Annotated in this window: 15 protein-coding genes; 9 read left to right on the forward strand and 6 right to left on the reverse strand. The window is 29.9% G+C overall.

The features are described 5' to 3' along the window. Position 1 precedes the first annotated feature (1 nt). A complete protein-coding gene (locus LPB302_RS03145) occupies positions 2–1,477 on the forward strand; it encodes a GFO_1087 family putative carboxy terminal peptidase (protein WP_053974883.1) in 1,476 nt (491 codons plus the stop codon). Position 1,478: 1 nt separating this feature from the next. Here the strand turns inward: LPB302_RS03145 and LPB302_RS03150 are convergent, their stop codons facing one another. Beyond that, entirely contained in the window at positions 1,479–2,447 is a 969-nt protein-coding gene (locus tag LPB302_RS03150; RefSeq protein WP_053974884.1) for a patatin-like phospholipase family protein, read from the reverse strand. 46 nt (positions 2,448–2,493) lie between these two features. Between LPB302_RS03150 and LPB302_RS03155 the strand changes: the two genes are divergently transcribed. Genes LPB302_RS03155 through pepT form a run of 3 tightly spaced genes read left to right on the forward strand, consistent with a single transcriptional unit; the run spans position 2,494 to position 5,340 of the window. Then, the gene (locus LPB302_RS03155) at positions 2,494–3,537 is read left to right on the forward strand and encodes a WD40/YVTN/BNR-like repeat-containing protein (protein WP_053974885.1); all 1,044 of its coding nucleotides are present in this window, start codon (positions 2,494–2,496) and stop codon (positions 3,535–3,537) included. Further along, a complete protein-coding gene (locus LPB302_RS03160) occupies positions 3,538–4,095 on the forward strand; it encodes a hypothetical protein (protein ID WP_053974886.1) in 558 nt (185 codons plus the stop codon). Then, complete coding sequence (gene pepT / locus LPB302_RS03165) at positions 4,096–5,340, forward strand: peptidase T (RefSeq protein WP_053974887.1); 1,245 nt, start codon at positions 4,096–4,098, stop codon at positions 5,338–5,340. A 145-nt stretch (positions 5,341–5,485) separates the two neighbouring features. Here the strand turns inward: pepT and LPB302_RS03170 are convergent, their stop codons facing one another. After that, positions 5,486–6,025, reverse strand: a complete 540-nt coding sequence (locus tag LPB302_RS03170) for a 1-acyl-sn-glycerol-3-phosphate acyltransferase (RefSeq protein WP_053974888.1) — start codon at positions 6,023–6,025, stop codon at positions 5,486–5,488. Positions 6,026–6,069: 44 nt separating this feature from the next. Between LPB302_RS03170 and LPB302_RS03175 the strand changes: the two genes are divergently transcribed. The 4 genes from LPB302_RS03175 to LPB302_RS03190 all read left to right on the forward strand — a co-directional run bounded on the left by LPB302_RS03175 (position 6,070) and on the right by LPB302_RS03190 (position 8,200). Continuing rightward, positions 6,070–7,413: a DNA recombination protein RmuC gene (locus LPB302_RS03175; RefSeq protein WP_053974889.1), complete on the forward strand. Its 1,344-nt coding sequence runs from the start codon at positions 6,070–6,072 to the stop codon at positions 7,411–7,413. Between the two features lie 90 nt (positions 7,414–7,503). Continuing rightward, positions 7,504–7,758, forward strand: coding sequence for a hypothetical protein (locus LPB302_RS03180; protein ID WP_053974890.1), 255 nt, complete (start codon positions 7,504–7,506; stop codon positions 7,756–7,758). A gap of 10 nt (positions 7,759–7,768) precedes the next feature. Continuing rightward, a complete protein-coding gene (locus LPB302_RS03185; RefSeq protein WP_053974891.1) occupies positions 7,769–7,969 on the forward strand; it encodes a hypothetical protein in 201 nt (66 codons plus the stop codon). A 45-nt stretch (positions 7,970–8,014) separates the two neighbouring features. Next, positions 8,015–8,200, forward strand: a complete 186-nt coding sequence (locus LPB302_RS03190; protein WP_053974892.1) for a CsbD family protein — start codon at positions 8,015–8,017, stop codon at positions 8,198–8,200. 65 nt (positions 8,201–8,265) lie between these two features. On the opposite strand, the gene LPB302_RS03195 is transcribed toward LPB302_RS03190, so the two are convergent. Continuing rightward, on the reverse strand, positions 8,266–9,510 hold the full coding sequence (locus LPB302_RS03195) for a cation:proton antiporter (protein ID WP_053974893.1): 1,245 nt from the start codon (positions 9,508–9,510) through the stop codon (positions 8,266–8,268). Positions 9,511–9,595: 85 nt separating this feature from the next. Further along, on the reverse strand, positions 9,596–10,870 hold the full coding sequence (gene glyA, locus LPB302_RS03200) for a serine hydroxymethyltransferase (RefSeq protein WP_053974894.1): 1,275 nt from the start codon (positions 10,868–10,870) through the stop codon (positions 9,596–9,598). 197 nt (positions 10,871–11,067) lie between these two features. On the opposite strand from glyA, the gene fahA reads away from it, so the two are divergent. After that, positions 11,068–12,345 (forward strand): fumarylacetoacetase, encoded by a 1,278-nt coding sequence (gene fahA / locus LPB302_RS03205; protein WP_053974895.1) that lies wholly within the window; start codon positions 11,068–11,070, stop codon positions 12,343–12,345. Positions 12,346–12,413: 68 nt separating this feature from the next. On the opposite strand, the gene LPB302_RS03210 is transcribed toward fahA, so the two are convergent. Both LPB302_RS03210 and LPB302_RS03215 read right to left on the reverse strand, forming a co-directional pair. Continuing rightward, a complete protein-coding gene (locus LPB302_RS03210; protein WP_053974896.1) occupies positions 12,414–13,232 on the reverse strand; it encodes a lysophospholipid acyltransferase family protein in 819 nt (272 codons plus the stop codon). Between the two features lie 44 nt (positions 13,233–13,276). After that, complete coding sequence (locus LPB302_RS03215; RefSeq protein WP_053974897.1) at positions 13,277–13,912, reverse strand: NUDIX hydrolase; 636 nt, start codon at positions 13,910–13,912, stop codon at positions 13,277–13,279. Positions 13,913–13,947 lie beyond the last annotated feature (35 nt).

Genomic DNA, 13,947 nt, shown 5'->3' on the forward strand with positions numbered 1-13,947 from the left:
GATGAAAAACACATTCAAAACCTTTTTACTTCTTACCATATTAATTTTATCATCTTGCGAAAAAACTGAAATTGCATCCATACAAAACAGCACACAAGATGACATCAATTATTTTATATGGAAGGGTTTAAATGTATATTATTTTTGGCAGCAAGATGTTCCAGATTTAGCAGACAATCGTTTTGCAACCTTCGATGATTTATATACCTACTTTAGAGGTTTCTCATCACCAGAAACTGTTTTTGAAAGTTTACTAAATAGACCTGAAGATCGTTTTTCTGTTATTGTTGATGATTATGTAGCCTTAGAAAATTCTTTTCAAGGTTTAAACTTAAGCAATGGTATTGAGTTTGGTTTGGTTCGTTACAAAACAAATTCAAGTAATATTTTTGGTTATGTACGTTATGTAATTCCAAATTCTGATGCTGCATCAAAAAATATAACTCGTGGTCAAATATTTACTTCTATAAATGGTCAGCAGTTAACAGATACCAACTTTAGCTCTTTATTATTTAGCAGTAATACAACCTATTCTATGGGTTTTGCAGATTATAATGATGGAGATCCTGTACAAAATGGAACTTTAGTTTCTTTACAAAAAACAGATTTACAAGAAAACCCAATTGCGATTGCCAAAGTTATTGAAGAGAGCAATCAGAAAATTGGATATTTAATGTACAATCAATTTTCAAGAAATTTTGATGCAGATTTAAATGCAGCTTTTGCCAATTTCAAATCAGAGAATATAAATGATTTAATAATCGATTTAAGATATAATCCTGGAGGTTCTGTACAATCTGCAAGCTATTTAGGAAGCATGGTTACAGGCCAATTTACAGACCAAGTGTATTCTAAAGAAATTTGGAATCAGAAAATTTTAGCAGCAAATCCTCCAGAAACATTTATCAATAACTTTACCAACCAAATTAGAAATTTAGATGCTACAGGAAATGTAGTTGTAGAAGAAAACATTAATAGTCTGGGCTTAAACAGAGTGTATATTATAACATCAGGTAGTACAGCTTCTGCATCAGAATTGCTCATGAATGCATTAAGTGCGTATATAGATGTAAATATTGTGGGTACAACAACTGTAGGTAAACAAGTAGGTTCTATTACTTTGTATGATTCTGATAACTTAAGAAAAACAGGTGCTAATTTTAATACAAATCATAATTATGCACTTCAACCTTTAGTTTTAGAAATAACCAATAAAAATAATGTTAACTATCCTAATGGTATAACTCCAGGAACAGATTTGCCAGGAATTATATTGGCTGAAGATTTTGACAATTTAGGAACTTTAGGAGATGTTAATGAGCCTTTGTTAAGTAGAACAATTCAATATATTATAACTGGTTCTAAAACTAACTCAAAACAACAAAAAGCTGCTAATTTCGACGAAATCTACGATTCAAAAATGGCAACACCTGCAGGTAACAACATGCTTTCTGAAGGAAGAAATATAGAACTTTAACTTATATATTTAGATTCTCTACATTATCTACACCTTCTTCTATTTCTTTATCTGTAAGTACATCAGGTCTAAATTCGCTCATTAATTCTTCACGTTTTGATTTTGCATATTTGTATCCAGATTTCCACCATTTACGCATTAAAACTTCATCAAAAACCAAAGAATTGGTAGTCAAAACAGTTGGTGTATAATACAAGTTTAGTTTTACATTTTTACTGTTTGCAGCAAGTTTACCAATAGTAATATTGTGTCTTTCTACGTGAGTTAACATAAAATCGAAAACGTCAAATAATAAAGAAAACGGATTTTTAGAAGGTAATCTATTAAATTGGCTCACCTCAGTTTCTAAAATAATCGCATCTATTTCTGTAGCTCCTCTTAGAATAGCTTCTCTAATTGGTACTAAAGAACCAAAGCCACCATCTGCATATTGCTGACGATCTTTTTCTAAAATACTCATAAAAGGTACATAATTACATGAACCCCAAATCCAATCTAAAAAATCTTCGTAAGTACACTCGTTACTAGATTTATATTCAATTTGATTGGCAGTTAAATTACTAACAGTAACCACAATTTCTTTATTGGTCTCCTTAATTTTCTCAAACATTTCTCTGGTGACATTCTGCTTAATTAAACGTCTTAAGTTTTTACTCTCACCAAATGTTTTTCTACCCTTTAAAAAGTTTCTAAGCATATTAAAATGATTAATATTAATCACTTTTTCTCCAGAAACCTTTTTTATTTTAAAAGGATTGTTACTAAATATAGTACTTTGATTTACGTTGGTATATAGATGTTTCAATTCATCTAACATATCTAAAGCTAAATGGGAAACCATTAAACTACCAGTTGAAGTACCTAAAAACAAATCATATTCTCTGTTTTCTTTCTTCATTAAATACTGAGCAACTCCTCCTGCAAATGCTCCTTTACTTCCACCCCCAGAAATAACCAATGCTTTTTTCATTAACCTTAAATGATTTGTTTATTTTAGTTCTATAAAAATATCAAAAATGAAAAGAATAGCTCTACTTCTACTCACATTTGTTTCTCTCTATTCATGTAAAGAAAAACATCAATCTAGAACCATTAAAACTATTGATATTCAAGAGTTTAATGTAATTAATTCTAGTATTAGAGCAATACATGCTTTAGATACTACTAAAGTTTTTTATGCTGGTTCAAGAGGAGATGTTGGTTTTAAGACCAATGAAGGTGTTTCTTTAAACGCATTAAACATTACGTATTCAGATAGTATTTTACCACATTTTAGAAGTTTAGCCTTTAATGGTAAAGATTATTTTGCCTTATCTATTGGCAATCCTGCCTTACTTTATAAAATTGCAGATGGTGAGTATTCGATGGTCTATAAAGAAACACATGAAAAAGTATTTTATGATGCTATGACTTTTTTTGATGATAATTTACATGGAATTGCAGTTGGTGATCCAACAGATAGTTGTGCATCAATTATCTTAACTGCTGATGGTGGAGAAACTTGGCAAAAATTACCTTGTGAAAATTTACCAGTTTTTGAAGATGGAGAAGCCTTTTTTGCAGCAAGTAACACCAATATTAAAACCATTGGAAGCACAGTTTGGATAGCTTCTGGAGGTAAAAAAGCGCGTATTTTAAAATCTAACGATTTTGGGAAAACTTGGCAAATTTATAATACTCCAATTATACAAGGTGATGGTCCTCAAGGAATATATTCTATAGATTTCTACGATGAAAATACTGGAATTATTATTGGAGGAAACTACAGCAAACCTTTAGAGAATAAGGCAAACAAAGCCATTACAAAAGATGGTGGAAAAACTTGGACTTTGGTTGCAAACAATGAAAATCCAAATTACAAAAGCGCCATAACTTATGTTCCAAATTCTAAAGGAAAAGAAATTTTTGCAGTGGGTAAAACTGGTGTTTCTTACTCTAAAGATGGTGGTTTAATTTGGGTAAAGGTTTCTAATAAAAGCTTTTATGCAATTACTTTTGTAGATGAAAATAATGCCTGGTTAAGTGGTAGTAACAAAATTGGAAAATTCAGAATTAAATAAATGAGGGTTTTTCTACTATTTATATTTGTATTAACCATTCAATCTTGCTCTAAGCAATTTCCACCTTTGTTAGATTTTGATTGTGATATTCCAACTTTAGAAAACTTAGAAAAAGTAAATGATGCTAAAAATCTATTTTCTATAGAATTGCCTAAAGACTGGGAAACAAATTTATATCAAGATGAAATACAATCTTCAATTTTTAGCGCAGATAACACTAAAAATCTGACAGAAACTATATTATTAGATGTTTCTTACATCAATAAAGAAATTATCATCAACGAAAATTTTGTACTGAAACAAGAACAAGAATACTTACAAAAAAAGCTGATATTATCGCAAAAAAGCGTTTTTAATTATAATAATAAAAAAGCAATGTATTTACTGTTTAAAGGCAAAAAAAACAATTTAAAATATCAAATTTGTAATATTTTTATACAGTTGAATTCATCAAACTTTATTTTAGCCAAAATAGAATTATATGGAGATGGATCAATTGATCAAAGACGCTGTAAAGCATTATCTTTAATAGAAAACCTTAAAATAAATCAATATTAAATGATTGATAAAAAAAACATAACTAAACGTTTTATAAGTTACGTAACTATAGATACAGAATCTAATCCAAACAACCCTGATTTTCCAAGTACAGAAAAGCAATGGAATTTAGCCAAATTGTTAGAAAAAGAACTTATTGAAATTGGTTTGGAAGATGTTGAATTAGATGAAAATTGTTACATCATGGCTACTTTACCAAGTAATTTAGATTACGATGTACCAATCATTGGTTTTATATCTCATATAGATACTAGTCCAGATTTTACAGGAGCTAACGTAAAACCACAAATCATAGAAAATTATGATGGTAAAGATATTGTATTAAATAAAGAGCAAAATATTATTTTATCTTCTACTTATTTTGATGATTTACAGCAATATAAAGGTCAAACCATCATCACAACAGATGGTACAACTTTGCTTGGTGCAGATGATAAAGCAGGAATTACTGAGATTGTTTCTGCAATGGAGTATTTAGTGAAACATCCAGAAATTAAACATGGCAAAATTAGAATTTGTTTTACTCCTGATGAAGAAGTTGGTAAAGGAGCTCACTTATTTGATGTTGAAAAGTTTGGTGCAGATTGGGCTTACACCATGGATGGGAGTCAAATAGGAGAATTAGAATACGAAAATTTTAATGCAGCAAGCGCAAAAATTAATATAAAAGGTAAAATTGTGCATCCAGGTTATGCAAAGGGTAAAATGATAAATTCTTTACTTATTGCTAATGAATATATTGCAGCTGTGCCTGCAGATGAAGTACCTGAAAAAACGGAAGGATATGAAGGTTTTTTTCATTTACATGACGTAAAAGGCGATGTAGAAGAAACTGTTTTAGAGTACATTATTAGAGATCACGATTTTGATATTTTCGAGAAAAGAAAATATTTAATGCAGAAGATTGCTTTTGATATTAATAAAAAGTTAGAAAGTGATGCCATTCAAGTAACCATCAAAAACCAATATTTTAATATGAAAGAAAAGGTAACACCTGTTATGCATATTGTAGATATTGTTGAGGAAGTTATGAACGATATTGGCATAACACCACTAATAAAACCAATTAGAGGAGGTACAGATGGTTCTCAACTATCTTACAAAGGTTTGCCTTGTCCAAATATTTTTGCAGGTGGTCATAACTTTCATGGACGATTTGAATATGTTCCTGTAGAATCTATGATAAAAGCAACAGAAGTTATTGTAGGTATTGCACAAAAAGTAACAACTAAATATAAACAATAAAGTCTCCAAAAATTTCTTTTTGAAGACTCATTGAAACAATAGAAAACTATAGTTAATTTCTCTTGCAATAGAAAACCCCTACATCTTATATATTAAGAGAAATACTACGTAATATTACATATTTTAAAGCAGGAAATATAATCGGCTAAGACAAATCAGGATTTTTCCCCTTTACGTTTGCGTAGAAAGCCCTAAGGAACAGAAAATCAGATTCTTTATTCTCTGTAGTAAAGAAAGGCTTTGATATTTTAATGGTTTTATTTTCAAAATCTAATGTAGCCATTACAATAGGCACATTTGCCCCTTTTGCAATGTAATAAAACCCTGTTTTCCAAGTAGTAACTTTCTTTCTTGTTCCTTCTGGAGACAAACCTAGCTTAAACTCTTCTTTACTGTTAAAAATGGCAACAATAGCATCTACTAAATTGTTGTTTTTTGTTCTATCTACAGGTGTACCTCCTAAAGCTCTAAAGAAAAAACCAAAAGGACCATTAAACAGAGAGGCTTTACCTATAAAGTGAATCATAACTCCAGAACTTATTCTGGCTAAAATTGCAATAGGAAAATCTACCCAACTTGTATGAGGTGCAGCAATAACAACGTATTTTTTAATATCCTTAGGAAAAAAACCATCAAGCTTCCACCCTAAAATAGTAAACAATATAAATTTTGCAATTCTCTTCATTCTCTCTTTTAAAAGTGATAAATTTAAGGACTTAAATTGATACAATGACAGAATTGATAGCTTACTTTTTAATTGCACTGATTTTTAGCTGTATAGGTCTTTATATAGGGAAACTTTTGGCAAAAGTAAATTTTGAAAAAGAGAAAACAGCCTTAGAAAAAGAGAAGTCTACTTATGAAGAACGTGTACTTTTATTACAACAATCTAAAGATACTATAGAGAATAACTTTATTGAGTTACAAAAAGATATTAAAGCAAATCAATTAGAAAAAGAACATTTATTAAAAGCTAATACTGCCCAAGAATCTGATATTAAAAATTTGCAACTAAAATTAGATGAACACAAAGAAGAAGTAGAAAATCTTCAAAAGAAGTTTACTAATGATTTTGAAGTTTTGGCGAATAAAATACTCGAAGAAAAATCTACAAAATTCACAAATCAGAATAGAGAAAACATAAAGAATATATTAGAACCTTTAGAAAAGAAAATTCAAACTTTTGAGAAAAAAGTTTCTGATAGTGATGAAAAACGAGCAGGGTTTCAATCTGCATTAAAGACTCAATTAGATAGTTTAAAAGAGTTGAATGCTCAAATGAGTAAAGACACCATAAATCTTACTAAAGCCTTAAAGGGTGATTCTAAAATGCAAGGTAATTGGGGTGAATTGGTTCTAGAACGTGTCTTAGAGAAATCAGGATTAGAAAAAGATAGAGAATACTTTGTGCAACAAAGTTTTACCACAGAAGAAGGTAAACGTGTTTTACCTGATGTTGTCATTCATTTACCTGATAATAAAAAAATGATTGTAGATTCTAAAGTTTCTTTGGTTGCTTATGAAAGGTTTACCAATGAAGAAGATGAAAATGTTAAACTACAACATTTAAAGGAACATGTAAATTCATTAAAAAGACATATAGAACAACTTTCAGACAAGAAGTACGAAGACCTATATCAAATTGAATCTCCAGACTTTGTGCTATTATTCATTCCTATAGAACCAGCTTTTGCAGTTGCTTTAAATTCGGATAATCACTTATACAACAAAGCTTTTGAAAAGAACATCGTCATTGTTACACCATCTACACTTTTAGCCACGTTAAGAACTATAGATTCTATGTGGAATAATGAAAAACAGCAAAGAAATGCCATTGAAATTGCAAGACAAGCAGGTGCTTTGTATGATAAGTTTCAAGGATTATTAACAGATTTGGTAGGTATTGGAAAACGTATAGATGATAGTAAAAAAGAATACTCTAATGCTATGAACAAACTTGTTGATGGTAGAGGAAACTTAATTACTAGTGTAGAAAAATTAAAGAAAATGGGAGCTAAAGCAAAAAAATCATTGCCAGAAAATATTATTAAAAGAGCTCAATTAGAAGAATAATTATCTTTTGAGTTAACATTTGAACTGATACCACAAACTACAACTCTAAATATATCATAATTTTGATTTGAATCTAAAAATCAACAAATTATGAGTACTACAGATAAATCAAAAGAAAATAAAGAAGAACTTAATACAAATCTTTATAAGGATATTGAAACTGATGATACCACAAGTCATATTGCAGGTAAACCAGATATTCATACTGAAGAAACTAAAATCTTAAAATCAGAAAAAAGTAATGATGGTAAAGAGATTTTAATAGGAAAAGATATTGAGGAAATCGAAAAGATTGAAGCTGATCATGAATCTCTTCAAAGAAAAATATTAAATAAATTATCATAAAATTATAACCATGAGCACAGATAAACACGAAAGAGGCTTACACCCTTTAAAAGGCACTGTTAAAGATTGTTATAAAGACCAAGATAGCAGTAAAGAAAGATTAAATGGCACAGATAAAGAAAAGTTAGAAGATCAGGTACATTCTGCTACTGATAATTCTGATAAAAGGGTTGCTGATAAAATTCAGAACTCTGAAAACAAAGAAAAATAGAGATTATACACTCTAAAATATGTATCAACAATTAAATTAAATGTTATGAATAAAGACACAAACGAAGGAACTTGGAAACAAATTAAAGGTGAATTTAAAGAAACCTATGGAGAAATAACTAATGATGAATCTGCAGAAGCAGAAGGAAAGAAAGATAAGTTATTTGGTCAAATTCAAGAGAAATATGGTAAAACCAAAGATGAAATTGCAGAAGCTGTTAAAAGCTGGTAATTTTAAAAAATTAAATACATTAAAAAGTACTAAGAATATTCTTAGTACTTTTTTTATGCTATAATTTAAACTTCTTTTTTATACTTCTTTACTAAACTACCTACAGTTAAACCTTGAGCTATAATAGAAAAAACTACTACAATATAGGTTACGACTAAAAACAGATCTCTATACATTTCTGTAGATAAACCAAGAGCTAAGGCAATAGAGATACCTCCTCTTAAACCACCCCAAGTCATAATTAAATTGGTTTTAGGCACAAAATCTAACTTCTTTTGAAAAATATTAATTGGTAGGAACAAAGAAATATATCTACAAACTAATACAACAGGAATCGCAATTAAACCAGCCACAATATACTTCCCTTCTAACACAAGCACTAACATCTCCATTCCTATTAAAACAAAAAGAACCGCATTTAATAAAATGTCTAATAACTCCCAAAATTTATCTACATACTTTTCTGTGGTTTCAGACATAGAAGATGATCTAATAGTATCATTACCTACAATTAAACCTGCTGTAACCATAGCCAAAGGTGCACTTAAATGCAGTTTTTGTGCTATAAGAGTACCACCCATAACAGCTGCTAAGGTTATAATAACTTCAATGTCATAATCATCTATAGATTTAATTAATCTGTAAGAGAAATATCCTAAAAGAGCACCTAATAATATTCCACCTAATACTTCTTGTCCAAAAAGCTGAATAACATCAAAAGCCTCAGTTTCATCTAATCCCGATTTTGCAATCTGAAATATGGTTAAAAAGATAACTACTCCTACTCCATCATTAAATAATGATTCACCTACAATTTTGGTTTCCAGCTTTTTGGGCACGCCTGCCTTCTTTAAAATTCCTAATACAGCAATTGGATCTGTAGGAGAAATTAAGGCTCCAAATAACAAACAATAAATAAAACCAACCTCAAAACCTAAAAGTTGTAAAACAAAATACATTACAGATCCAACTAAAAAAGTAGATGTTAAAACACCTAATGTAGAGAATAATAGTATTGGCCAACGTTGTATTTTTAGTTGCTCGAAATTGGTATGTAAAGCTCCTGCAAATAAAAGGAAACTTAACATTTCATCAAGCAAAACCGATTTAAAATCGATACTAGAAATAATGGACTTTTCTAAATTTAATAATGTTGGATCCACATAACTATATAGCAAAACGCCCAATGTGAAAATGATTGTAATAATCATTAAACCAATTGTATTTGGCATTTTTAAAAACTTAACATTTATATAGCCAAAAACGGCTGAAAGAAATATTAAAACTGTAGCTATAAAATACGTATCCATAAGAATTATTTTCAGTTTGAAAGATATAAAAAAGCATCAAGAAATAAACTTGATGCTTTTATTATTTAAGATTATAAAGTGTTTTTTACATCACAAAAAGTCTTCTAGAACTCATCATATCAGAAACACGTTCTCCAATTTCATGCAAAGCTTCTTCGTTATCAGCATTTTGTATGGCCTCATCTATAAAGTTTACAACAGCTTCCATATCTTCAGTTTTTAAACCACGAGTAGTAATTGCTGGAGTTCCAACACGAATACCAGAAGTTACAAACGGACTTTTATCATCAAAAGGAACCATATTTTTATTTACTGTAATGTCTGCTTTACCTAAAGCAATTTCTGCATCTTTACCAGAAATGTTTTTATTTCTAAGATCTATTAACATACAGTGATTATCTGTACCTCCAGAAATTAAATCATACCCTCTAGATACAAATGCTTTAGCCATTGCTGCTGCATTTTCTTTTACTTGAATTTGGTATTCTAAAAACTCATCTGTTAACGCTTCTCCAAAAGCAATAGCTTTTGCTGCAATAACATGCTCTAAAGGTCCACCCTGATTTCCAGGAAAAACAGCAGAGTTTAATAACATAGACATCATTTTAGGCTTACCACTTTTTAAAGTTTCACCAAATGGATTTTCGAAATCTTTACCAATCATTATAATTCCACCTCTAGGCCCTCTTAATGTTTTATGAGTAGTAGAAGTTACAATATGACAATGAGGAATAGGATCATTCAAAATACCTTTTGCAATCATTCCTGCAGGATGAGAAATATCTGCCATTAAAATTGCACCAACAGAATCTGCAATTTCTCTAAAACGTTTAAAGTCAATATCTCTAGAATAAGCAGAAGCACCAGCTATAATTAAATTTGGTAATTCAGCAGTAGCAGTTTCTTGTATTTTATCATAGTTTAAAACACCAGTTTCTTTTTCTACTCCATAAAAAGAAGTTTCATATAATTTACCAGAAAAGTTTACTGGAGAACCATGAGTTAGGTGTCCTCCATGAGATAAATCAAAACCTAAAATTTTATCTCCAGGCTTTAAACAAGCTGCAAAAACAGCGGTATTTGCCTGAGAACCAGAATGTGGTTGCACATTTACATACTCTGCACCAAACAATTCTTTAGCTCTATCTATGGCAATTTGTTCTACAATATCTACAATTTCACAACCTCCATAATATCTTTTTCCTGGATATCCTTCAGCATATTTATTAGTTAAAATAGATCCTTGAGCTTGCATAACTTGATCGCTCACAAAGTTTTCAGATGCTATTAATTCTAAACCATTTAATTGTCTTTCTTTTTCCTCTTGAATAAGGTCAAAAATTTGATTGTCTATTTGCATTTTACTGTTATTTATTAAGTTAACAAAAATAATTAAAATAGATATCTTAATAAAGCTATTTTGACCATGTTTTCAACAAGTTATTAATATTTATTCTTAATAGATTAAAGTAATCTTAAAATTACATTTTTAATAGAAATTTTGTTTTAAAATGATAAAAAATTATGTAGGTTTGAATAAACGAAAAATAATTAAAGATGATTATAACTGCAAATAATCCAAAAAGAAAATCTTGGTTAAAAGTAGAGGAAAATTCAGATTTCCCTATTCAGAATATTCCTTTTGGTGTTTTTATTACAAGAGATGATATTATTACAATTGGAAGTAGAATTGGTGACTTTGCAATAGATTTAGGTGCATTTCATCAATTGGGTTATTTTGAAGGTATACCATTAACAGATGATATGTTCTTGCAAGATAATTTAAATGATTTTATTGCTGATGGTCGTAAAACTTGGAGATTAGTTCGTAATAGAATTGCAGAAGTTTTTGATGTTACTAATGGTTCTTTAAGAGATAATGCAGATCATAAAGATAAAATCATCTTTAGGATGGATGAAGTAGAAATGCTTTTACCTGTTTCTGTTGGAGATTATACAGATTTTTATGCAAGTAAAGAACATGCAACAAATGTAGGTTCTCTGTTTAGGGATCCAGAAAATGCTTTGTTACCAAATTGGTTACATATACCTATTGGTTATCATGGACGTAGTTCGTCTATTATACCATCTGGAACTCCAATAAGAAGACCTTATGGACAAACAAAACCTGCAGAAGGCACAAAAACACCAGGGTTTGGCCCATCTAAATTAGTAGATTTTGAATTAGAAATGGCTTTTATTACAACAGATGCCAATGTTTTAGGAGATAGAATTCCTATTGAAGAAGCAGAAGAATATATATTTGGTTTGGTACAATTTAATGATTGGTCTGCTAGAGATATTCAAGCTTGGGAGTATGTTCCTTTAGGGCCATTTTTAGGTAAAAACTTTGCTTCTACAATATCACCTTGGATTGTTACTTTAGATGCTTTAGAGCCTTTTAGAACAGACAACCCAAAACAAGTTCAAGAACCCTTACCTTATTTAAAACAAGAAGGAAAAGGAAGTTATGATATTCATTTACAAGTTGGTATTCAACCAGAAAATGGTGAAGAAACTGTAGTTGCAAATTCTAACTTTAAATATATGTATTGGACCATGGCTCAGCAATTGGCACATCACACAGTAAATGGTTGCCCAGTTGAAGCTGGAGATATGATGGGTTCTGGAACTATTTCTGGACCAACCAAAGATAGTTTTGGTTCTATGTTAGAGCTGACCTGGAAAGGTCAAAACCCAATCACTTTAAAAGATGGCTCTACTCGTAAATTTATAAACGACAATGATACTGTAATAATGAGAGCTCATTGTAAAAATGATAAAGTAAGAATTGGTTTTGGTGAGTGTATAGGTAAAATATTACCTGCCAAATAACCAAAGATTTTGCGCATAAAAAAGCTCCACAAATTGTGGAGCTTTTTTTATATATACTATTTAAAAAGTTACGATTTCCAAAAAGTTCTTTTCTTGTTTAACTCTTCTTCTGTCTTTAAATATTCTTCTGCTTCTTCTGGAGAAAGTACCTTTAAAAACGAAGGATGTTGCTCTATTGCATACTCAATCTTAGTAACAATATCTGCAATATCTTCATTATCATAATCAATTTCTAATGGCTCTTTAATTACCATAGATTGTAAAACGTTCTTTCTTTTAATATTTAGTCCTTTTTTATCAAAAGATCTTCGAAAACCGTCTATAACAATAGGTACTACAACAGGTTTAAACGTCTTAATAATATGTGCTGTTCCTCTTCTAATTGGTTTAAAAGGCGTTGTTGTTCCTTGAGGAAATGTAATAACCCAGCCATCCTCTATGGCTTTACCAATATTAGATATGTCTGAGTTTTTTACTTGCCTTTTAACATCTTTACCTGCACTTCTCCATGTTCTATCAATAGAAACTGACCCTGCATAAGCAAATAGTTTTGGTAAAATTCCAGATTTCATAGTTTCACCTGCAGCAACGAAATAAATATTTAATTTTGGATGCCAGATATACCCAATATTTTTAATTGAATCTTCTCTACCACTTAAAGAAGCGTTAAATACATGAAACATAGCAGCAACATCTGCGAAATAGGTTTGATGATTAGAAATAAAGAGTACATTCTTCTCTGGTAAGTTTCTCAAGATTTCTGAACCTTCTATAGATAGATTATTAAATTTACGATATCTTCCATGAGAAATGATACCAAAAATTCGAATAATCATTTTTTTTATGAATAAAAGATGACCAAAAGGATTTCTTTTAAATAATGGCATTTAAGCTATGTTTTTAACGTTGAACAAATCTACAAAACTAATAATTAATAGATAGTTTTTAGTAAATCTTTAATTTCTGATAACATCATACCTGTTGCACCCCAAATTATCTTATTATTTATGGAAAAAGCAGGTACATCAATATTGTCCATATAAGAAGTATTCATAGTTATGGAAGTAATACTGCTTTCTGACAATAAGTCATTTACAGTAATTTCTATAGTACTATCTACTTCATGATTAATTAAAAATTTTGGCTCTGCATTTGAATAAGCAATAAAAGGTGTTGCCAAGAAATTACTTGGTGGAATATAAACATCTGTCATTTCACGAATAATAGTTACATCATCTTTATAAATACCTACCTCCTCAAACGCTTCTCTTAAAGCAGTTTCTTGTAAATTCTGATCGGTTTCTTCAACCTTGCCACCAGGAAAACTTATTTGCGCTGAATGTGTGCCTTTATAACTGGCTCTTTGTGTTAATAAAATAGAAGTTTCATTTTTTTTATTAGGATAAAATAATGCTAAAACAGCTGCTTTTTTGGGGTTATTTGCTTGTATTTTTTGCTTATCATAGCGTAATCTAAGCTTTGGTGCTAGTTTGAATTGTGCTTCTAAACCACCCAATTCTATTTTTTTCAATTCAGTTATTTGATTTGTAAATTTTTTAAAATCCATTATGATTAATTACTTTTAACAAATGTGCCATTTTG

Origin of the sequence: Polaribacter dokdonensis (genome assembly GCF_024362345.1) — a bacterium.
Lineage (GTDB): Bacteria > Bacteroidota > Bacteroidia > Flavobacteriales > Flavobacteriaceae > Polaribacter > Polaribacter dokdonensis.

Coding starts and splice junctions, on each gene's coding strand:
- LPB302_RS03160 (WP_053974886.1), top strand. CDS start 3,538: ATGAGGGTTTTTCTACTATTTATATTTGTATTAACCATTCAATCTTGC.
- LPB302_RS03180 (WP_053974890.1), top strand. CDS start 7,504: ATGAGTACTACAGATAAATCAAAAGAAAATAAAGAAGAACTTAATACA.
- LPB302_RS03185 (WP_053974891.1), top strand. CDS start 7,769: ATGAGCACAGATAAACACGAAAGAGGCTTACACCCTTTAAAAGGCACT.
- LPB302_RS03210 (WP_053974896.1), bottom strand. CDS start 13,232: ATGCCATTATTTAAAAGAAATCCTTTTGGTCATCTTTTATTCATAAAA.
- glyA (WP_053974894.1), bottom strand. CDS start 10,870: ATGCAAATAGACAATCAAATTTTTGACCTTATTCAAGAGGAAAAAGAA.
- LPB302_RS03190 (WP_053974892.1), top strand. CDS start 8,015: ATGAATAAAGACACAAACGAAGGAACTTGGAAACAAATTAAAGGTGAA.
- fahA (WP_053974895.1), top strand. CDS start 11,068: ATGATTATAACTGCAAATAATCCAAAAAGAAAATCTTGGTTAAAAGTA.
- LPB302_RS03150 (WP_053974884.1), bottom strand. CDS start 2,447: ATGAAAAAAGCATTGGTTATTTCTGGGGGTGGAAGTAAAGGAGCATTT.
- LPB302_RS03145 (WP_053974883.1), top strand. CDS start 2: ATGAAAAACACATTCAAAACCTTTTTACTTCTTACCATATTAATTTTA.
- pepT (WP_053974887.1), top strand. CDS start 4,096: ATGATTGATAAAAAAAACATAACTAAACGTTTTATAAGTTACGTAACT.
- LPB302_RS03155 (WP_053974885.1), top strand. CDS start 2,494: ATGAAAAGAATAGCTCTACTTCTACTCACATTTGTTTCTCTCTATTCA.
- LPB302_RS03195 (WP_053974893.1), bottom strand. CDS start 9,510: ATGGATACGTATTTTATAGCTACAGTTTTAATATTTCTTTCAGCCGTT.
- LPB302_RS03215 (WP_053974897.1), bottom strand. CDS start 13,912: ATGGATTTTAAAAAATTTACAAATCAAATAACTGAATTGAAAAAAATA.
- LPB302_RS03175 (WP_053974889.1), top strand. CDS start 6,070: ATGACAGAATTGATAGCTTACTTTTTAATTGCACTGATTTTTAGCTGT.
- LPB302_RS03170 (WP_053974888.1), bottom strand. CDS start 6,025: ATGAAGAGAATTGCAAAATTTATATTGTTTACTATTTTAGGGTGGAAG.